The organism is Shewanella sp. H8, assembly GCF_040285065.1.
Classification (GTDB): Bacteria; Pseudomonadota; Gammaproteobacteria; order Enterobacterales; family Shewanellaceae; genus Shewanella; species Shewanella polaris.
This window is the reverse complement of sequence record NZ_CP157213.1, coordinates 4,460,701-4,479,677: the sequence shown is the minus strand read 5'-3', so window position 1 is coordinate 4,479,677 and position 18,977 is coordinate 4,460,701. Positions and strand designations below refer to the sequence as shown.

At 40.4% G+C, this 18,977-nt stretch carries 19 protein-coding genes; 16 read left to right on the top strand and 3 right to left on the bottom strand.

Features of this window, described 5'->3' with window-relative positions; translation table 11 throughout:
• Positions 1 to 61: 61 nt before the first annotated feature.
• From rsmG to ABIS04_RS19510, 16 genes are all read left to right on the top strand, one after another.
• On the top strand, positions 62 to 682 hold the full coding sequence (rsmG, locus tag ABIS04_RS19585) for a 16S rRNA (guanine(527)-N(7))-methyltransferase RsmG (RefSeq protein ID WP_137224126.1): 621 nt from the start codon (positions 62 to 64) through the stop codon (positions 680 to 682).
• A 63-nt stretch (positions 683 to 745) separates the two neighbouring features.
• A complete protein-coding gene (locus ABIS04_RS19580; RefSeq protein WP_137224128.1) occupies positions 746 to 1,534 on the top strand; it encodes a ParA family protein in 789 nt (262 codons plus the stop codon).
• Positions 1,535 to 1,543: 9 nt separating this feature from the next.
• A complete protein-coding gene (locus tag ABIS04_RS19575; protein ID WP_140235473.1) occupies positions 1,544 to 2,425 on the top strand; it encodes a ParB/RepB/Spo0J family partition protein in 882 nt (293 codons plus the stop codon).
• Positions 2,426 to 2,650: 225 nt separating this feature from the next.
• Positions 2,651 to 3,034 (top strand): ATP synthase subunit I, encoded by a 384-nt coding sequence (locus ABIS04_RS19570; RefSeq protein WP_137224132.1) that lies wholly within the window; start codon positions 2,651 to 2,653, stop codon positions 3,032 to 3,034.
• Between the two features lie 12 nt (positions 3,035 to 3,046).
• Positions 3,047 to 3,841: a F0F1 ATP synthase subunit A gene (atpB, locus tag ABIS04_RS19565; RefSeq protein ID WP_137224134.1), complete on the top strand. Its 795-nt coding sequence runs from the start codon at positions 3,047 to 3,049 to the stop codon at positions 3,839 to 3,841.
• A gap of 64 nt (positions 3,842 to 3,905) precedes the next feature.
• A complete protein-coding gene (atpE, locus tag ABIS04_RS19560; protein ID WP_011639455.1) occupies positions 3,906 to 4,157 on the top strand; it encodes a F0F1 ATP synthase subunit C in 252 nt (83 codons plus the stop codon).
• A gap of 37 nt (positions 4,158 to 4,194) precedes the next feature.
• Positions 4,195 to 4,665: a F0F1 ATP synthase subunit B gene (gene atpF, locus ABIS04_RS19555; RefSeq protein WP_137224136.1), complete on the top strand. Its 471-nt coding sequence runs from the start codon at positions 4,195 to 4,197 to the stop codon at positions 4,663 to 4,665.
• 16 nt (positions 4,666 to 4,681) lie between these two features.
• Complete coding sequence (gene atpH / locus ABIS04_RS19550) at positions 4,682 to 5,215, top strand: F0F1 ATP synthase subunit delta (RefSeq protein ID WP_137224138.1); 534 nt, start codon at positions 4,682 to 4,684, stop codon at positions 5,213 to 5,215.
• A gap of 14 nt (positions 5,216 to 5,229) precedes the next feature.
• Complete coding sequence (gene atpA, locus ABIS04_RS19545; protein ID WP_137224140.1) at positions 5,230 to 6,771, top strand: F0F1 ATP synthase subunit alpha; 1,542 nt, start codon at positions 5,230 to 5,232, stop codon at positions 6,769 to 6,771.
• Positions 6,772 to 6,824: 53 nt separating this feature from the next.
• Complete coding sequence (atpG, locus tag ABIS04_RS19540) at positions 6,825 to 7,685, top strand: F0F1 ATP synthase subunit gamma (protein WP_137224142.1); 861 nt, start codon at positions 6,825 to 6,827, stop codon at positions 7,683 to 7,685.
• A 34-nt stretch (positions 7,686 to 7,719) separates the two neighbouring features.
• Complete coding sequence (atpD, locus tag ABIS04_RS19535) at positions 7,720 to 9,111, top strand: F0F1 ATP synthase subunit beta (protein ID WP_137224144.1); 1,392 nt, start codon at positions 7,720 to 7,722, stop codon at positions 9,109 to 9,111.
• A gap of 36 nt (positions 9,112 to 9,147) precedes the next feature.
• On the top strand, positions 9,148 to 9,576 hold the full coding sequence (locus ABIS04_RS19530) for a F0F1 ATP synthase subunit epsilon (RefSeq protein ID WP_350432155.1): 429 nt from the start codon (positions 9,148 to 9,150) through the stop codon (positions 9,574 to 9,576).
• A gap of 139 nt (positions 9,577 to 9,715) precedes the next feature.
• Positions 9,716 to 11,080: a bifunctional UDP-N-acetylglucosamine diphosphorylase/glucosamine-1-phosphate N-acetyltransferase GlmU gene (glmU, locus tag ABIS04_RS19525; RefSeq protein WP_350432154.1), complete on the top strand. Its 1,365-nt coding sequence runs from the start codon at positions 9,716 to 9,718 to the stop codon at positions 11,078 to 11,080.
• Between the two features lie 161 nt (positions 11,081 to 11,241).
• Entirely contained in the window at positions 11,242 to 12,012 is a 771-nt protein-coding gene (locus ABIS04_RS19520) for a DeoR/GlpR family DNA-binding transcription regulator (protein ID WP_140235471.1), read from the top strand.
• 34 nt (positions 12,013 to 12,046) lie between these two features.
• On the top strand, positions 12,047 to 13,876 hold the full coding sequence (glmS, locus tag ABIS04_RS19515; protein WP_137224152.1) for a glutamine--fructose-6-phosphate transaminase (isomerizing): 1,830 nt from the start codon (positions 12,047 to 12,049) through the stop codon (positions 13,874 to 13,876).
• Between the two features lie 300 nt (positions 13,877 to 14,176).
• Positions 14,177 to 14,515 carry a DUF805 domain-containing protein gene (locus ABIS04_RS19510; RefSeq protein ID WP_137224163.1) on the top strand — a complete coding sequence of 113 codons (339 nt, stop codon included), beginning with the start codon at positions 14,177 to 14,179 and terminating at the stop codon, positions 14,513 to 14,515.
• A gap of 169 nt (positions 14,516 to 14,684) precedes the next feature.
• On the opposite strand, the gene ABIS04_RS19505 is transcribed toward ABIS04_RS19510, so the two are convergent.
• From ABIS04_RS19505 to ABIS04_RS19495, 3 genes are all read right to left on the bottom strand, one after another.
• Positions 14,685 to 15,878 carry a class I SAM-dependent methyltransferase gene (locus ABIS04_RS19505; RefSeq protein WP_350432153.1) on the bottom strand — a complete coding sequence of 398 codons (1,194 nt, stop codon included), beginning with the start codon at positions 15,876 to 15,878 and terminating at the stop codon, positions 14,685 to 14,687.
• A gap of 515 nt (positions 15,879 to 16,393) precedes the next feature.
• Entirely contained in the window at positions 16,394 to 17,995 is a 1,602-nt protein-coding gene (locus ABIS04_RS19500; RefSeq protein WP_137224167.1) for a methyl-accepting chemotaxis protein, read from the bottom strand.
• A 705-nt stretch (positions 17,996 to 18,700) separates the two neighbouring features.
• Positions 18,701 to 18,910, bottom strand: a complete 210-nt coding sequence (locus ABIS04_RS19495; RefSeq protein WP_137224169.1) for a DUF2061 domain-containing protein — start codon at positions 18,908 to 18,910, stop codon at positions 18,701 to 18,703.
• Positions 18,911 to 18,977: the final 67 nt, after the last annotated feature.

The window sequence follows — 18,977 nt, the reverse complement described above, 5'->3', positions numbered from 1 at the left end:
TTAGTGCTTCTACGGCTTCATAATAACTACCGTCTTTATCATGCAACCTACGAGGCTTTCTGTGTTATCTGCCCAACTAAAAACCTATTTAGCTGAAATGAAAATGTCAGCCACTGAATTACAACAAAAACAATTAGTGGGTTTTGTTGAAATGCTCGATAAATGGAATAAGGCTTATAACCTCACTTCGGTTCGCGATCCTGAGCAAATGTTAATTCGTCATGTTATGGACAGTTTGACTGTTTCTCCTTATCTTGAAGGGCCACGTTTTATCGATGTAGGTACAGGTCCTGGATTACCAGGGATCCCATTAGCTATTATGAATCCCGATAAAGAGTTTGTACTGCTTGATAGTTTAGGGAAACGGATCCGTTTTCAAAAGCAGGTTCAGTTCGAATTAAAAATTAAAAACATTACTTCAGTTGAAAGTCGTGTTGAAGCATATGAGCCAGAGATTAAATTTGATGGTGTGTTAAGTCGCGCATTTGCATCAATACAAGATATGCTTAGTTGGTGTCACCATTTGCCGACTGAAAAAGGCACTTTTTATGCGTTAAAAGGCCAGTTAAATCAACAAGAATTACAAGAGATACCAGCAGGTTTTTCGTTGGTAGAAACCATTGTATTGCATGTACCAAAGTTAGATGAACAGCGACATTTATTAAAAATTGCTAAGCAATAAAGCGTATTTCATTTGCTAATTAAGCTAACCGGACATCAATAATTATTCAGATAGGATGACATTGTGGGTAAAATCATTGCCGTAGCCAATCAGAAAGGTGGCGTTGGAAAAACAACAACTTGCGTTAATCTCGCCGCATCACTTGCCGCCACAAAGCGTAAAGTATTATTGGTCGATTTAGATCCTCAAGGCAATGCAACAATGGGTAGTGGAGTCGACAAATATGATGTAGACAACACTGCTTATGATTTATTGGTCGAAGAAAAACCGTTTGCTGATATTGTGATTAAAAATACTATTGGTAAATACGATTTGATCGCAAGTAACGGTGATGTCACCGCTGCTGAAATTAAATTGATGGAGTTTTATGCCCGTGAGATCCGCTTACGTAATGCATTGGCACCGATCAAAGATGATTACGATTTTATTTTTATTGACTGTCCACCATCGCTCAATATGTTAACTGTCAATGCAATGTCTGCTGCCGATTCTGTACTTGTGCCAATGCAATGCGAATATTATGCATTAGAAGGCTTAACAGCATTAATTGACACTATTACTAAACTCAGTGCCATGGTTAATCCAACATTAAGCATCGAAGGTATTTTGCGTACAATGTACGATCCGCGCAATCGTTTATCTAATGATGTATCGGATCAACTCAAACAGCATTTTGGTGAAAAAGTGTATCGTACGGTCATACCGCGAAATGTTCGTTTAGCTGAAGCACCTAGTTTTGGTGCCCCTGCCATGTATTACGACAAATCAAGTGCTGGAGCTAAAGCCTATTTAGCCTTAGCAGGTGAAATAATCCGCCGAGCAGAACAGCTAACTCAACCCAAACAAGCGTAGGATACAAAAATGACGTTAAAAAAACGCGGTTTAGGTAAAGGCTTGGATGCCTTATTAAGCCACAGTAATGCCGCTAGTCGTAAAAATGCTCAAGCAGAAGAACAACAAACAACAAAACAAAGCGACTTAATTTACCTTGAGCTTGATTTATTACAGCCAGGTAAATATCAACCCCGTAAAGATATGTCGCCTGAAGCATTAGAAGAACTTGCGGAATCTATTCGTGCTCAAGGTGTTATACAACCAATTGTTATCCGAAAAATTTCTGAAACTAATTATGAAATCATCGCGGGTGAACGTCGTTGGCGTGCGGCTCAATTAGCTAAACTTAATAACGTCCCGTGTATTGTTAAGCAAGTTGCCGACGATGCTGCAGTTGCCATTGCTCTCATTGAGAATATTCAACGTGAAGATTTAAATGCAATGGAAGAAGCTATAGCATTACAACGATTACTTGAAGAATTTGAGTTAACTCATCAACAAGTGGCTGATGCTGTAGGAAAATCACGTGTTAGTGTGTCAAATTTATTACGTTTGAATAGTCTAAATGAGCCTGTTAAACGTTTGTTGGAAAATGGTGATATCGACATGGGCCATGCCCGTGCACTATTAGCGTTAGAGGGTGATGAGCAGACTAATTTGGCTCGATTAGTGGCTTCAAAAGAAATGACTGTTCGAGAAACTGAACGATTAGTCAACAAAGCCTTGAATCCGGCTAAAGACGCCGAAACACCAGCTAAAGATCATGATGTTAGCCGTTTAGAACAAGAGTTAATTGAAAGACTCGGTGCCAAGGTTGCGATTAATCATGGCAGTAAAGGTAAAGGCAAAATTGTAATAAATTACCAGAATCTTGCTGAATTAGACGGAATTTTGAGTAAAATTCGATGAAATATGAATTAAAGCAATTTCATTAGTAAGTTTGTGACATAGCTCTTATTTTCGTTTTTGATTATTTAGCGCTAAATCGTGTGCATAATCGTTGTTTTGCTATCATCAAAGTTGCAAACAAAGCGCGAAAAGGTATACTTTGCAGGCTTTTTGAATCTTAAGGCTAGTTTAATATATTAAATTTAACATTAAGACCGCGAAAGGCATTAATGCGGAGAGATGAAGTTGAGTAATGTTTTAGCGCGTCGTGGCAGGTTAGCAGCCTATAAATTAGTGCTGGTACAAGCGGCAGTCGCGAGTATTATTTCAATATTTTTTTTCGTTATGTGGGGAGCACAGTATGGTCTATCTGCACTTGCAGGTGGAGTTATCGCTGTACTTCCTAATTTTGTATTCGCAACCCTAGCTTTTTCACATAGTGGAGCAAGCTCAGCAGCAAAAGTGATTAAAAGCTTTTACTGGGGGGAAGCGGTAAAGATGCTATTAACCATTGCATTGTTTTCGTTAGTGTTTATCAATTTAAAAGTCGGATTCATGCCACTTTTTAGCTGTTATTCGTTAGCGCTAGTAGTACATTGGATAGCACCTTTATATTTCAAGCAAAGTTAAGTGGGATGAATCATGTCTGCAACTGGTGAAGCGTTAACACAGCAGAGCTATATCCAACATCACCTTACCAATTTAACTGTTGGTGAAGGGTTTTGGACTTGGAACATTGATTCATTGTTCTTTTCGGTTGGGCTTGGAATGTTGTTCTTATGGCTGTTTTACAGTGCCGGCAAAAAAGCGACAACTGGTGTTCCTGGCAAATTTCAATGTTTTGTCGAGATCATTGTTGAGTTCGTTGATAGCAGCGTGAAAGAAACTTTTCACGGTCGCAATCCTGTTATTGCACCTTTAGCGTTGACAATTTTTGTGTGGATTTTCATGATGAACTTCATGGATATGCTCCCTGTAGATTGGTTGCCTTGGGCAGCTAGTTTCATAGGTATACCATACCTAAAAGTTGTTCCAACTACCGACGTTAACATTACCTTCAGCTTAGCTCTTGGTGTGTTTGTGCTGATTATTTACTACAGCATTAAAGTCAAAGGTGTTTCAGGTTTTGTTAAAGAGTTAACACTTCAACCTTTTAACCATTGGGCAATGATACCCGTCAACTTATTATTAGAAACAGTGACTCTAGTTGCGAAGCCTATTTCATTGGCTCTACGACTATTTGGTAACTTGTACGCTGGTGAGTTGATATTTATCCTTATTGCATTGATGTACGGTTCTAATGTGGCGTTATCTGCTCTAGGTGTAGGATTACAACTAGGTTGGTTAATATTCCATATTTTAATTATTACTTTACAAGCATTTATTTTCATGATGTTGACCATTGTTTATTTAAGCATGGCTCATGAAGATCATTAAGGGTAACCGAAAATTTTTTGACCTAAATCATTAATAACAAAGATTTAGAATATTGGAGATAGATATGGAAACTGTATTAGGAATGACGGCTATTGCTGTTGCTCTACTTATTGGTATGGGTGCATTAGGAACAGCTATCGGTTTCGGCCTTTTAGGTGGAAAGTTTTTGGAAGGTGCTGCTCGTCAGCCAGAAATGGCTCCTATGTTACAAGTTAAAATGTTCATCGTAGCGGGTCTATTAGACGCCGTAACTATGATCGGTGTAGGTATTGCGCTATTTATGCTATTTACTAACCCATTGGGTGCAATGCTTTAATTAATGCTTCTGTCTTTAATCTAACTAGGAGGCTGTTGTGAATTTCAACGCTACCCTATTCGGTCAGACGGTTGCCTTTATTCTCTTCGTGTGGTTTTGCATGAAGTTTGTATGGCCTCCGTTGATGAATGCCATCGAAGAACGCCAGAAGAAAATTGCTGATGGTCTGGCAGATGCCGGCCGTGCAGCAAAAGATCTAGAGTTAGCACAAATTAAAGCTACTGAGCATATTAAAGATGCGAAAGTTACTTCCAACGAAATTATTGAGCAAGCTAATAAGCGTAAGGCTCAAATCGTTGAAGAAGCAAAAGCTGAAGCACAAACTGAGCGAGCTAAAATAGTCGCACAGGGTCAGGCAGAAATTGAAAACGAACGAAATCGTATGAAAGATGATTTGCGCAAGCAAGTTGCTTCTTTAGCCATTATTGGTGCAGAGAAAATTCTAGAACGTGCGATTGATCCAGAAGCCCACAGTGACATTGTTAATAAACTTGTTGCTGAAATTTGATTAAGGGAGTTGAGTTATGGCTGAATTAAGCACCATCGCTCGCCCTTACGCAAAGGCAGCTTTTGATTTTGCTGTTGAGCATAAAGCAGTAGAAAGTTGGACAGAAATGTTAACTTTCGCTTCATTGGTAAGTGAAAACGAATCAATAAAGCCACTGCTTAATGGTACTTTAGCGAGTACTGAACTTGCCTCACTATTTATAAAAGTATGTGGTGAGCAAGTCAATGAGCAAGGTCAAAACCTGATAAAGGTAATGGCTGAAAACGGTCGTTTAGGGATACTGTCAACAGTATCGCTACTTTTTGCTGAATACCGTAATGAGTGGACAAAAGAAGTTGAAGCCGATGTGGTTTCTGCTACTGAGTTAAGCTCTGAGCAACAGCAGCAAATTAGTGTTTCTCTAGAGAAACGTCTCGCACGCAAAGTTAAGCTGAATTGCAGCATCGATGCATCGCTTATTGGCGGTGTAATTATTAAATCAGGCGACCTAGTCATTGATGGCTCGGTAAGCGGTAAATTATCGCGTTTGTCTGATAAGCTGCAGTCGTAATTGGGAGTTTGAGCATGCAACTGAATTCCACTGAAATCAGCGATCTGATTAAGCAGCGGATCGAGCAGTTCGACGTCGTTAGTGAAGCTCGCAACGAAGGTACAATCGTTGCAGTAAGTGACGGCATCATTCGCATTAACGGCCTTGCCGATGTAATGCAAGGTGAAATGATCGAACTGCCTGGTGGCTGTTTTGCAATCGCGTTGAACTTAGAACGTGATTCTGTCGGCGCCGTAGTAATGGGACCTTACGCTAATTTAGCTGAAGGTGATAAAGTAAGAACCACTGGTCGTATTCTTGAAGTACCAGTGGGTCGTGGTCTACTTGGCCGCGTTGTTAACACTCTAGGTGAGCCTATTGATGGAAAAGGACCTATCGACAACGATGGTTTCTCTCCTGTTGAAGTGATTGCACCAGGTGTTATTGAACGTAAATCAGTAGATCAACCAATTCAAACTGGTTATAAAGCCGTTGATGCCATGATCCCTATTGGTCGTGGTCAACGTGAATTGATTATTGGTGACCGTCAGACTGGTAAAACAGCGATGGCCATTGATGCAATTATCAACCAGAAAGATTCAGGCATTAAGTGTGTCTATGTAGCTATTGGTCAGAAAGCTTCTACCATCGCTAACGTAGTACGCAAGCTTGAAGAACATGGTGCATTATCTAACACTATTGTTGTTGTTGCCTCAGCTTCTGAAGCTGCAGCACTGCAATATTTAGCACCATATTCTGGTTGTTCTATGGGTGAATACTTCCGTGATCGCGGTGAAGATTCTTTAATCGTATATGATGATTTGTCTAAGCAAGCAGTTGCTTACCGTCAAATTTCATTACTATTGAAGCGTCCACCAGGACGTGAAGCATACCCAGGTGACGTATTCTATCTACATTCTCGTTTATTAGAGCGTGCTTCACGCGTAAACGTAAATTATGTAGAAAAATTCACTAAAGGTGCAGTAACAGGTCAAACCGGTTCGTTAACGGCTTTACCTATTATTGAAACCCAAGCTGGTGATGTATCAGCGTTCGTACCGACCAACGTAATTTCTATTACAGATGGTCAGATCTTCCTTGAGACAGACTTGTTTAACTCGGGCTTACGTCCAGCTGTTAACCCAGGTATTTCTGTTTCTCGTGTTGGTGGTGCTGCGCAGACAAAGATTATCAAGAAACTGTCTGGCGGTATTCGTACTGCACTTGCACAGTATCGAGAGCTTGCTGCTTTCTCACAGTTCGCATCTGATTTAGATGATGAAACACGTGCTCAACTTGAGCATGGTGAGCGTGTAACCGAATTAATGAAGCAAAAGCAATATGCTCCTATGAGCGTTGCTGCCCAGGCTGTGTCTATTTTCGCAGCTGAAAAAGGCTACCTTAAAGGTGTTGCTTTAAATGAAGTCGGTCGCTTTGAGGCCGCTCTGCTTTCATACATGAACAGTCAACATGCTGACCTAATAAACACCATCAATGCTAGCGGCGATTATAACGCTGATATTGAAGGTGAGTTAAAGGCGGGCATGGACAAGTTCATTGAAACCCAAACCTGGTAATAATGAACACGGGGTGTCATTAGGCACCTCTGGTCCCAGATTGGAGAGTAGAGATGACCAGCGCTAAAGAGATTAAAACTAAGATCGCGAGTGTTAAAAATACTCAGAAGATCACTTCTGCTATGGAAATGGTAGCCGCTAGCAAAATGCGCAAAGCGCAGGAACGCATGGCAGCGAGCCGTCCATATGCTGAAAATATGCGTAAGTTGATCGGTCACGTAGCGCAAGGTACTCTCGAGTATAAACACCCCTATTTAGAGGTGAGAGATGCCAAGCGGGTTGGTTATATTGTTGTAGCAACCGACCGTGGTCTTTGTGGTGGTTTGAACGTCAACCTCTTTAAAAAGGTTGTGTCAGACGTTAAAAAATGGAAAGAACAGGGCGCAGATATTGAGTTTTGCCCAATTGGTGCCCGTTCTGTTCAGTTTTTTAAAAGCTTTGGTGGTGAAATATCCGCCCATGCATCAGGTTTAGGCGATGCGCCAAAACTTGCTGATTTAATTGGCACGGTACGTGTCATGTTAAAAGCTTACAACGAAGGAACACTGGATCGTCTGTACATTGTGTTTAACAAGTTTGTTAATACTATGAGCCAGACTCCTGTGATCGAACAGCTGCTACCTTTACCTAAGTCAGATGAAGAAGTAGCGAGTTACCCTTGGGATTATATTTACGAGCCTGATCCAAAAGAAGTTTTGGATTTATTGTTAACTCGTTATATAGAGTCTCAAGTGTATCAAGGTGTTGTTGAAAATATTGCCTCTGAACAGGCTGCCCGTATGGTAGCAATGAAAGCGGCAACAGATAACGCTGGCGAAATGATCGATGATCTGCAACTCGTCTATAACAAGGCCCGTCAGGCTGCGATTACGCAAGAACTGTCGGAAATTGTATCAGGCGCTGCAGCGGTTTAGGTTAGGTAACGAAATCAAGTTTAGAGGATTAATCATGAGCACAGGTACTGTTGTCCAAGTAATTGGCGCGGTTGTGGACGTAGAGTTTCCACAAGATTCTGTACCTCGAGTATATGACGCTCTGAAGATCACTGGCGAAGGCGCCTGCAATGGTTTGGTGCTGGAAGTTCAGCAGCAGCTAGGTGGTGGTGTAGTTCGTACCATCGCTATGGGTTCTTCTGATGGTCTGCGTCGTGGTCTAGAGGTAGCAAACTCAGGTTCACCAATTTCTGTTCCGGTAGGGGTTAAGACCCTTGGCCGTATTATGAACGTATTGGGTGAACCAATTGATGAAGCGGGTCCAATCGGTGAAGAAGAGCGTTATGAAATTCACCGTGCAGCTCCTTCATATGAAGATCAGTCAAATTCAACCGAGCTATTAGAGACAGGTATCAAGGTTATCGACCTTGTTTGTCCTTTCGCTAAAGGTGGTAAAGTTGGTCTGTTCGGTGGTGCTGGTGTTGGTAAAACAGTTAACATGATGGAACTGATTAACAACATCGCTAAAGCTCACTCTGGTCTTTCTGTTTTCGCTGGTGTTGGTGAGCGTACTCGTGAGGGTAACGACTTCTACTACGAGATGGAAGATTCAGGCGTATTAGACAAAGTAGCCATGGTTTATGGTCAGATGAACGAGCCTCCAGGAAACCGTTTACGCGTAGCGTTAACTGGCCTGAGTATCGCTGAAAAGTTCCGTGACGAAGGTCGTGACGTATTGTTGTTCGTGGACAACATTTACCGTTACACCCTAGCTGGTACTGAAGTATCTGCACTATTAGGTCGTATGCCTTCTGCAGTAGGTTATCAGCCAACACTAGCTGAAGAGATGGGTGTTCTTCAAGAACGTATCACTTCAACTAAGTCTGGTTCGATTACTTCTGTACAAGCAGTATATGTACCCGCGGATGACTTGACTGATCCGTCACCAGCAACAACCTTCGCTCACTTAGATGCGACTGTTGTATTGTCTCGTCAAATTGCTTCTTTGGGTATTTACCCAGCGGTTGACCCATTGGATTCGACTTCACGTCAGTTAGATCCACAGGTTGTTGGCCAAGAACATTATGATGTTGCAAACGGTGTACAAACTGTATTACAGCGTTATAAAGAGCTGAAAGACATTATTGCTATTTTGGGTATGGATGAATTGTCAGATGACGACAAAACCATGGTATTCAGAGCACGTAAGATTGAGCGTTTCTTGTCTCAGCCTTTCTTCGTAGCAGAAGTCTTTACTGGTTCTCCAGGTAAGTACGTTTCTCTTAAAGACACTATTCGTGGCTTTAAGGGTATCTTGGATGGTGAGTTCGATCACATCCCTGAGCAAGCGTTCTACATGGTTGGCTCAATCGATGAAGCTGTCGAAAAAGCTAACAAAAAGAAATAACTAGGCCGTAAAGCTTAGTTCTTTAAGGAGAACTTGATGGCAGCCAAAACAGTCCAACTTGATATTGTTAGTGCAGAAAATAGCATCTACCACGGCCAAGTTAGCTTTTTAGAAGTTACTGGTGCTGAAGGTGAGTTAGGTATTATGCCTAACCATGTTGCGTTACTGACACAAATCAAGCCTGGTATGGCGCGCTTTATCAAGCAAGATGGCAGTGAAGAAGTGTTGTATCTATCAGGTGGTTTACTTGAAGTGCAACCGACTGCAATTTCAGTGCTTGCTGATGTAGCATTACGTGCCGATGATATTGATGAGAAAGCTGCGTTAGCAGCCAAAGAACATGCTGAGCAAGCAATTGCTAACGCGGGATCTGACTTCAATTATGAAGCTGCAGTAATCGAGTTAGCCAAGTCTATGGCTCAATTACGTGTTGTTGAATGCATCAAAAAAAATATCACCAGATAATCTGATTATTTGACGCTTAAAAGGCGACTCTTTATGAGTCGCCTTTTTTATTGGTTAAATCTCCAGCTGTGTTTTCCCTTTGGTTGATATTCCGTTAAAATGTCAGCAAATCTCTATCGGTTCATTAAAGGAATGCTCAATGTCGTTAAATGTTGTGATCTTAGCTGCAGGTAAAGGAACTCGGATGCGCTCAGAGCTGCCTAAAGTGCTGCATCCTATAGCCCACAAAAGTATGGTTCAGCATGTTATCGACACTGCAAATTCACTTGGTTCGCAAGCTATTCAATTAGTATATGGCTATGGGGCTGATAAATTACAAGCAGCTTTAGGTGAACAAGCATTAAATTGGGTATTACAAGCAGAACAACTTGGTACTGGTCATGCGGTTGCCCAAGCAACTCCGAATATTAATGACGATGATACTGTATTAATTCTTTATGGTGATGTACCACTTATTCAGCAATCAACTCTAAAGGAATTATTGGCAGTACGCCCAGCTAATGGTCTTGCAGTATTGACGGTTAATTTGTCCAACCCTACTGGTTACGGTCGTATCGTGCGTGAGCAGGGTCGCGTTGTTCGAATTATTGAACAAAAAGATGCCAACGATGAACAGTTAGCCATTAATGAAGTAAATACTGGCATTATGGCTGTACCAGGTAAGCAGTTAAAAGCATGGTTAAATCGTCTATCTAATAACAATGCTCAAGGCGAATACTATTTAACTGACATTATTGCTATGGCTAATGCCGATGGAGTAGAGATTACCACCTCACAACCACAATCTGCTATCGAAGTTGAAGGCGCCAATAACCGCGTACAACTTGCCCAGTTAGAGCGTGCTTACCAAGCTCGTGCCGCTGAAAAAATGATGCTCGATGGTGCTAACTTACGTGATCCTGCCCGTATTGATATTCGCGGCGACGTGACAGTTGGTATGGATGTGATGATTGATGTTAACGTTATTTTTCAAGGTAAAGTGGCCTTAGGCAATAACGTCACAATTGGTGCTGGTGCGATTTTGATTGATTGTGATATTGCCGATAATGCCGAAATTAAACCTTATACTATTGTAGAAGGCGCTAAGCTTGGACAAGCTGCCAGTGCTGGGCCTTTTGCTCGTTTACGCCCTGGAGCAGAGCTTAAAGAAGACGCTCATATTGGCAACTTTGTTGAAATTAAAAAGAGTGTATTAGGTAAAGGTTCTAAAGCAGGCCACTTGGCTTATTTAGGCGATGCTGTTATTGGTGCAGGTGTTAATATAGGTGCAGGTACTATTACCTGTAACTACGACGGTGCTAATAAGTTTATTACTACCATTGAAGATGGCGTATTCGTCGGTAGTGATACTCAGTTAATTGCACCTGTTACCATAGGCAAAAATGCTACTTTAGGTGCTGGTTCAACTATCACCAAAGATGTTGCTCAAAATGAACTGGTGATCACTCGTGTTAAACAGCGCCATATTACCGGTTGGCAGCGTCCAGTAAAAATTAAAAAGTAAATTCAGATTTAATTAAAAACTAAAAACGTCAAAAGCCTCTGCTTATCACAGAGGTTTTTTTATGCTTTTATTTCAAATTCAGGTCATAAAAACTAGATAAAGTTTCATTTGGTGCTAAAATATCTTTCGTTTTGAAACTTATGTGAAAGATATTAAGCTTAATGACTAAACGTAATACCCAACAACGTCGCCATTCGATCATTAAATTGGTTAATGAGCAAGGCGAAGTCAGTGTCGATGAGCTGGCTAATTTATTTGCCACTTCAGAAGTCACTATTCGCAAAGACTTAGCCATGCTTGAAACCCATGGGCTATTGTTACGACGTTATGGCGGGGCTGTTCCTGTTCCTCAAGAAATGACTCAAATTACCAATGAGAAACTGTCTTTAAACAAGCAAGCGATTGCTGCTAAAGCTGCTGAGCTTATTCGTGATCATAACCGAATTATTATTGATAGCGGCAGTACTACTTCTGGTCTTGTGCAGCAACTTAATGATAAGCGCGGTTTAGTGGTGATGACAAATTCATTGCAACTGGCAAACGCCATTCATGAACTTGAAAATGAGCCGACATTATTGATGACCGGTGGCACCTGGGACCCTCACTCAGAGTCTTTTCAGGGCCAGGTAGCAGAGCAAGTATTACGTTCATATAATTTCGATCAATTATTTATCGGTGCAGATGGCATCGATTTGGATCGTGGTACCACCACATTTAACGAACTAACCGGCCTAAGCAAAGTGATGGCTGAAATGTCTCGTGAAGTCGTAGTGCTATTAGAGTCGACTAAAATTGGCCGACGGATCCCTAATCTAGAATTACCTTGGGATGTGGTTAATGTCTTAGTTACCGACGACAACATCACTCAAGAATCCGTTAACACTATTTCAGCACATGGTGTAAGAGTCATACTCGCGCCATACGCTAAGTAAACAAAATTAAATTGAAACAGTAAAGGAAACTAACATGTGTGGAATCGTAGGCGCTGTGGCGCAAAGGGATGTTGCAGAAATTTTAGTAGAAGGCTTACGTCGTCTTGAATACCGTGGTTATGACTCTGCGGGTATTGCAGTCATTAATAATGGAGAATTAGCTCGAACTCGCCGAGTCGGTAAAGTTCAAGAGTTGTCTTTAGCACTAAATACCACACCACTCGCTGGCGGCACAGGTATTGCTCATACTCGTTGGGCTACTCATGGTGAACCTAATGAGCGCAATGCACACCCTCATTTATCTGAAGGCGATATCGCGGTTGTTCACAACGGTATTATTGAAAATCACAATAAACTACGCGAAATGCTAAAAGGCTTAGGTTATGTATTTGCATCAGACACCGATACTGAGGTTATTTGCCATCTAGTCCATCATGAGTTAAAAACTGCAGCCAGCTTATTAGCTGCAGTACAAGCGACAGTTAAACAGCTTGAAGGTGCCTATGGCACAGTGGTTATTGACCGTCGTGATAGTGATCGTATGGTGGTTGCTCGAAGCGGTAGCCCATTAGTTATTGGTTATGGCTTGGGTGAAAACTTTGTTGCATCAGACCAATTAGCATTGTTACCCGTCACTCGTTCATTCGCATTTTTAGAAGAAGGCGACGTAGCTGAAATCACTCGTCGTGAAGTTAACATTTTTGATGTTAATGGCAACGCTGTTAAGCGTGAAAAGAAAGAGTCTGAAGTTGTACATGATGCAGGTGACAAAGGTGAATACCGTCACTACATGCTGAAAGAAATTTATGAGCAACCTACTGCCATAGCACATACTTTAGAAGGTCGTATTGCTGGTGGTAAGGTATTAGATTCTGCCTTTGGTGAAAAAGCATCTGAATTGCTAAAAGATATTAAACATGTGCAGATAATTGCCTGTGGTACCAGTTATCATGCCGGTATGGCTGCTCGCTATTGGTTAGAAGATTGGGCTGGTGTCTCGTGTAACGTCGAAATAGCATCTGAGTTCCGTTACCGCAAGTCGCATCTGTTCCCAAATAGCTTGTTAGTCACTATTTCACAGTCTGGTGAAACCGCGGATACTTTAGCGGCAATGCGCCTTGCAAAAGAAATGGGCTACAAAGCCACATTAACCATCTGTAATTCAGCTGGTTCATCATTAGTACGTGAATCTGACATGGCTTATATGATGAAAGCTGGCGTAGAAATTGGTGTTGCGTCAACTAAAGCCTTTACCGTGCAACTTGCTGGTTTATTAATGTTAACAACGGCTATTGGTCGTCATAACGGCATGACAACTGAAATGGAAGCTGCGATTACTCAAAGCCTTTTATCAATGCCTGCAAAAGTTGAACAAGCATTAGGTTTAGACGATGCTATTGCTGAAATAGCAGAAGATTTTGCCGACAAACAGCATGCGTTATTTTTAGGCCGTGGTGATCAATATCCAATTGCCATGGAAGGAGCACTAAAGTTAAAAGAAATTTCATATATTCATGCTGAAGCTTACGCATCCGGTGAGTTAAAGCACGGTCCATTAGCGTTAATTGATGCTGATATGCCAGTCATCGTGGTTGCACCAAATAATGAATTACTCGAAAAGCTTAAATCAAACGTTGAAGAAGTTCGTGCTCGTGGTGGATTAATGTATGTATTTGCAGATGTTGACGCTGAGTTTGAGTCAGACGACACCATGAAAGTTATCCAAGTACCACATTGTGATGAATTTATGGCACCGTTGATCTACACCATTCCATTACAGTTATTGTCGTACCATGTGGCATTAATTAAAGGTACCGACGTAGACCAACCACGTAACTTGGCTAAGTCTGTAACGGTAGAGTAAGTTTTATTTTTTAATAAAAAAGGCTTCTTTAGAAGCCTTTTTGTTGTCCTATTTTTGATTATGATACAAATGAAATAAGACATCCCATTGAAATATTATTAAATTTTCGATTTTAGTTATGAACCATTAAAAATGACAACATACTATGACAAAGTTATTAAAGGATGATTGATTTAACTTAAGTGTGCTGGTAAGCTGCTGAAAATATTAAATTTTGTGTTAACTAAGGCTATTTAGAGTATTTGTCGATATTCTGCTAATACCCAGTTAATTATTTATCAATAACAAGGAAGGTTTTTAATGGATTATTTTGTAGGCGCATTAAAAAAGTATGCTGACTTCACTGGTCGGGCGCGAAGAAAAGAATATTGGATGTTTATACTTATTTATACCATTATCAATGTTATTTTGGCCGTGCTTGGTTTAGATACCATTTCAGCGATAGTGAGTCTCGGATTATTAGTTCCAAGTCTTAGTATTGCAGCTAGAAGGCTGCATGACACTGGTCGTTCTGGATGGTGGCAATTAATACTATTAATTCCAATTATTGGTTTAATTGTTCTGATTGTTTTCTTAGCTCAAGACAGCCATGGTACGAATGATTACGGCGTTAACCCTAAATTAGGTGTCCCAACATAAAATCGAGCAAGATATTGTGGTGATGCTAATAACAGTTAAGTTGCCTTGAACACGTTTAAATTGTGTGGCTGATATTATTAGCACTATAATTCATAGAGCTTGCAGCGATTTTTAATCAACAAAAAGGGAACAAATATTGTTCCCTTTTTACTATCTGTTATTTGTTAATTTACCAAACCCTAGCAACCAAACCTTTGAGGTAATAACCTTCAGGGAATGCGCTGCTAATGGGATGATCGCTGGCTTGGTGCATACGCTCAATAAACTGAACTTCACGTTTTGCATCTAGTGCAGCATCGGCAACCACTTTTTGGAATAGGTCAGACTGCATTAAGCCTGAACACGAGAACGTTAGTAATATTCCGCCGGGATTCATCAATTGCATCGCAATCATATTGATGTCTTTATAGCCACGACATGCGCCATCTAACTGTGATTTATTATCAGCAAATTTAGGTGGGTCTAGTACGATAACATCGAAGGTTTTACCCTCATCTCGGTACTGGCGTAACAATTTGAACACATCGGCTTCGTTATAGTTCACGTGGTCATCATTAAGGTTGTTAATGGCCATGTTATCTCGAGCAGTTTGTAGAGCAAGCGCTGATACATCAACGTTTTCAATACTAGCCGCCCCCGCTTTAGCTGCATATAAACCAAATGTTCCTGTATAACAAAAACAGTTAAGTACCGATTTACCTTTAACGAAACGAGCTGCCATGGCGCGGTTATCTCGTTGATCCAGATAGAATCCTGTTTTATGGCCTTTAACAACATCGACGGCAATCTTAATACCGTTTTCTTCGATAATGATAGGCATTGGAGGCAACTCTCCGTGGAGTAATCCTACAACTGGAGTTAGACCTTCTTTCTTTCTTGAGTCTACATCTGAACGCTCATAGACAGCGCAGTCTGGATACTGAAGTACCAGTTGCTCAACAATCGTGTCGCGCCACTTTTCAGCTCCAGTACTTAATAGTTGGCAAACGAATACGTTGGCATAACGGTCTATGGTTATACCAGGTAAACCGTCCGATTCTGCCGCGATTAAACGATAACCCGTTAGACCCTGTTCGCGGATAAGATTATCGCGTCCTGCTTGGGCTCTTTTTATCCGTCTGGCAAAAAAATCAGCATCGATGGTTTCTTCTTTGTCGAAGGTCCATATCCTCACTTGAATTTGAGATTCTGGCGACCAGGCACCGCGTCCGAGCCAATGTCCGTCATGTGCCACGACTTCAACCGTGTCGCCAGCTTGCGGTTTTCCGCCATTGACGTTATGAATACCGTTGGAAAATATCCAAGGGTGGCGTCGCTCTAATGAACGTTCGCGGCCAGGTTTAAGTTTAATTCTGATAGCCATGGTATTGCCTAATGTAAAATGTAAAGGGGACTAATATTCACGTCGCAGTCGTTAAAAGGTGATTGTAAGCCTTTATTTCGACTTAGTTAGAGGTATGCATGCCATCAATTAATTGTTTGTTTCAAAAAATCGGGATGACGAATGGAGATCATAGCCTTTTTTTAGCTTAAAAACCTGACAAATAATTAAATGATTGGCTTGGTGTTAGATTGTTATCATCATAATCAATAATAAATGGGGAAGATCAGCATATTATTTAATTCTAACATGATGGCTTTGACTGCTGTTTATCAAGCCATTAATTTTGGGATCACTCGAAGCCCAAACTTAGCTGATAACTTTGTTTATGACTAATTATCAGCTTTAGACTGCGTTTATTTAATGTGTCTAAAATGTACATTAAATAGGGATTAACGGCTTGTTTGTGGCATTAGTACGGGCCAATATTCTTAAGTGGCTTTTTGTATTGGTAAAAAACATTCTGATAATAGTTTTACTGACACTAATTTCATTTTCTAACGCTCAAACAACTCAACTGTATTTGTTAATTTACCAGCAAGAGAATTGAGTTCTAAACCTGCTTCACTAATTTGATGATTACCAACAGATACCGTTTCACCTAATAACCTAAAATCTTGCACTTTAAGCTTAACTGTATGCGCTTGCTGCTGTGAAGCTTGCGCTAGCATGGCAGACTCTTGACTGACGGTGGCGAGTGATAGAATGAGTTGGCGGCTCTGTTCAAGTGTTAACACTAATTGATTTGCTAATGATACTGAGTGTTGTGCTTTTTGTTGGTTTGAAGCCATATTATCGACTGCAGATTGAATTGAATCGACAATATTGGCGAGCATTGTATTTATTTCTACAGTTGAATTATGTGTGCGTAAGGCTAGCGTTCTAACCTCATCAGCAACTACCGCAAAACCTCTTCCTGTTTCACCGGCTCTAGCCGCTTCAATGGCTGCGTTCAATGACAATAAATTAGTTTGAGAGGCAATATCGGCAATGGTTTTTACCACAGTTGCCACTTGTTTACCTGAATTTTGCAGTGTTAGTAGCATGCTGGCAGTCGTTTCAATGTCTTGAGCCAGTACGCTAATGCTTTCTGCTGTTTGTTTAACTTCTTTTTGCCCTTCAACCATGCTCTGCGCACCCTGTTGAGCAGAATCTGATGCACTTTGAGAGTGTTCTACACTTTGTTCCATTTGTTGTTCAAGCTGCGACATTACATCTACTAAGCTCACAATGGTGTATTGAAGTTCATCAACAGAGGCTGATGATTTTTCAGTGGTATTGCTCAGTTGAGCTACTGTTTGGCTAATACTGGCAATCGCGTCGTGTACATCATTCATACCTAGGCGGAATACATTAATTAAACCGTTAACGCTGGTGGCAACATTACCAATTTCAATAATACATTCATCTGATAATTTTGCTTTTAGATTACGATTTTGAGCAATACTAGTCAGATCGTTCGACAGTTGTTGTATAGGGTTAGCAATTTGTTTTTGAGCGGCTAAGAAAGCACCTATTGCCACTAGTACCATTAATCCCACGAGTACATATATCAGTAAGGTATTGTCGCCAAGTTCTTTTTGAATGTTTATAGCATTTTGATTGGCTTGGTTTGATATATCTTGCGCTAGTGTATCTAGGCGATCTTTTAATTCATTGGCGCTATTGTTTAGACTACTTAACTGCTCGCGGGCATTATCCCAATCAACTGACGATTTGCTCATAGTGGTTTCAAGTGCCGACAAAGCAGTATTTAATGCATCTATTTGTGGCATTAACTGTGTCGATGTGACGTCACTTAATTGTTGGTACTGTTTGTTTAGACTTTGGGTTAATGTGTTTTTTTGTTCGCTAAATTCATCAACACTAATCGTTGTGCCATAAAGTGAATACCCCATTAATACTAATTCTTTGGCATGGCTTTGCACTTTGGTAATGCTATTAAGTGCGGGTAATGTCCCATCAATAAATCCGGCGACTTCATTCTTAACGGTTTGATTGCTACTGCTTAGTAAGCCTGCCGCAACTAAGGTCATTATCAAAATGGCGGCATATCCCAATAGAATACGAGCTTTGATAGTATTAAAAGCATTAAGCATGGGTAATTACCTTACATTTTTTGTCAGAATGAATAAGACCGGATAAAAATAGTTTTCTATTCAAGTTATTTTATTGTATTCATTATAGATGTTAGTTGAACATTAGCTTGAATCAATATATCGGCATTTTTAATGATTTCTTTAAGCAAAAGAACAACCATCCAATGAAAATCTATTTTTTTACCAGAAAAATTAAGTATTGTTAGCTTTATTATTAAAAAGGGGAACTTTTAGTAAGAATCAATCGCTTCTAATAATTTTATTTTTAAATGGATTATTAAGATTAATTTCGTCAATATTTTTAGTTATTTGAAAATAAGTGTTGGCAAGAGTAGTGAGGACTAGCTTATGGAGTAAGTGTCATCGCGTCTTATCATGACAGTAACTATACATTGGTTAGCGATTAAACTCCCAGTTGGTTACTGACGTTAACCTATGATGTGTTTATTTGCTATAGCGTTAAGTTTCTTCATATAACCTAAAGACGTGCGTTTTATGTTGCTCGGTCATGATATTTACGTATTTAGCTATTCTAGTTACTCGCAAACGGTGGCTAGTGAGTTCCAAGGCCAATACGTATTAGGTTGTACAAGTTTTGCTGCTTATGATGTTGTTATCGTTAAATTCGCATTGTGTGACTGCAAGCATATGTTAGTTAATCGTTAGATTCAGGTCATCAATGTAGCCATGATCTTAGCGTTCGAACTATACTGACACTGTTGTTATCTCAGTTTGCTGCATTTTTTTTAGCTCAATGTTTTTCCACACTTTGTCATGGAAGTAAAACACTACGGTATTAACTGCTGGCTCAAGCAGGGCTATGGTGCCACCGATAATAATACTACCGGTTAGTAAGTAAGTAATCGTAAATGCGACACTAAAATGTAAAATGGCAAAGCTAATAGTCTTTTTCATGGTGGACCCCTATTTGATTTATGCAAATGATAACAGTTATCATTATCATGTAAAGAGGGTTGGTTAG

Bases quoted from the DNA above. Each gene is read 5' to 3' on its own strand.
- atpA (WP_137224140.1), top strand. From the start codon at position 5,230: ATGCAACTGAATTCCACTGAAATCAGCGATCTGATTAAGCAGCGGATC.
- atpD (WP_137224144.1), top strand. From the start codon at position 7,720: ATGAGCACAGGTACTGTTGTCCAAGTAATTGGCGCGGTTGTGGACGTA.
- ABIS04_RS19530 (WP_350432155.1), top strand. From the start codon at position 9,148: ATGGCAGCCAAAACAGTCCAACTTGATATTGTTAGTGCAGAAAATAGC.
- glmS (WP_137224152.1), top strand. From the start codon at position 12,047: ATGTGTGGAATCGTAGGCGCTGTGGCGCAAAGGGATGTTGCAGAAATT.
- ABIS04_RS19505 (WP_350432153.1), bottom strand. From the start codon at position 15,878: ATGGCTATCAGAATTAAACTTAAACCTGGCCGCGAACGTTCATTAGAG.
- ABIS04_RS19575 (WP_140235473.1), top strand. From the start codon at position 1,544: ATGACGTTAAAAAAACGCGGTTTAGGTAAAGGCTTGGATGCCTTATTA.
- atpB (WP_137224134.1), top strand. From the start codon at position 3,047: ATGTCTGCAACTGGTGAAGCGTTAACACAGCAGAGCTATATCCAACAT.
- ABIS04_RS19500 (WP_137224167.1), bottom strand. From the start codon at position 17,995: ATGCTTAATGCTTTTAATACTATCAAAGCTCGTATTCTATTGGGATAT.
- atpH (WP_137224138.1), top strand. From the start codon at position 4,682: ATGGCTGAATTAAGCACCATCGCTCGCCCTTACGCAAAGGCAGCTTTT.
- ABIS04_RS19520 (WP_140235471.1), top strand. From the start codon at position 11,242: ATGACTAAACGTAATACCCAACAACGTCGCCATTCGATCATTAAATTG.
- ABIS04_RS19495 (WP_137224169.1), bottom strand. From the start codon at position 18,910: ATGAAAAAGACTATTAGCTTTGCCATTTTACATTTTAGTGTCGCATTT.
- ABIS04_RS19510 (WP_137224163.1), top strand. From the start codon at position 14,177: ATGGATTATTTTGTAGGCGCATTAAAAAAGTATGCTGACTTCACTGGT.
- glmU (WP_350432154.1), top strand. From the start codon at position 9,716: ATGTCGTTAAATGTTGTGATCTTAGCTGCAGGTAAAGGAACTCGGATG.
- atpG (WP_137224142.1), top strand. From the start codon at position 6,825: ATGACCAGCGCTAAAGAGATTAAAACTAAGATCGCGAGTGTTAAAAAT.
- atpE (WP_011639455.1), top strand. From the start codon at position 3,906: ATGGAAACTGTATTAGGAATGACGGCTATTGCTGTTGCTCTACTTATT.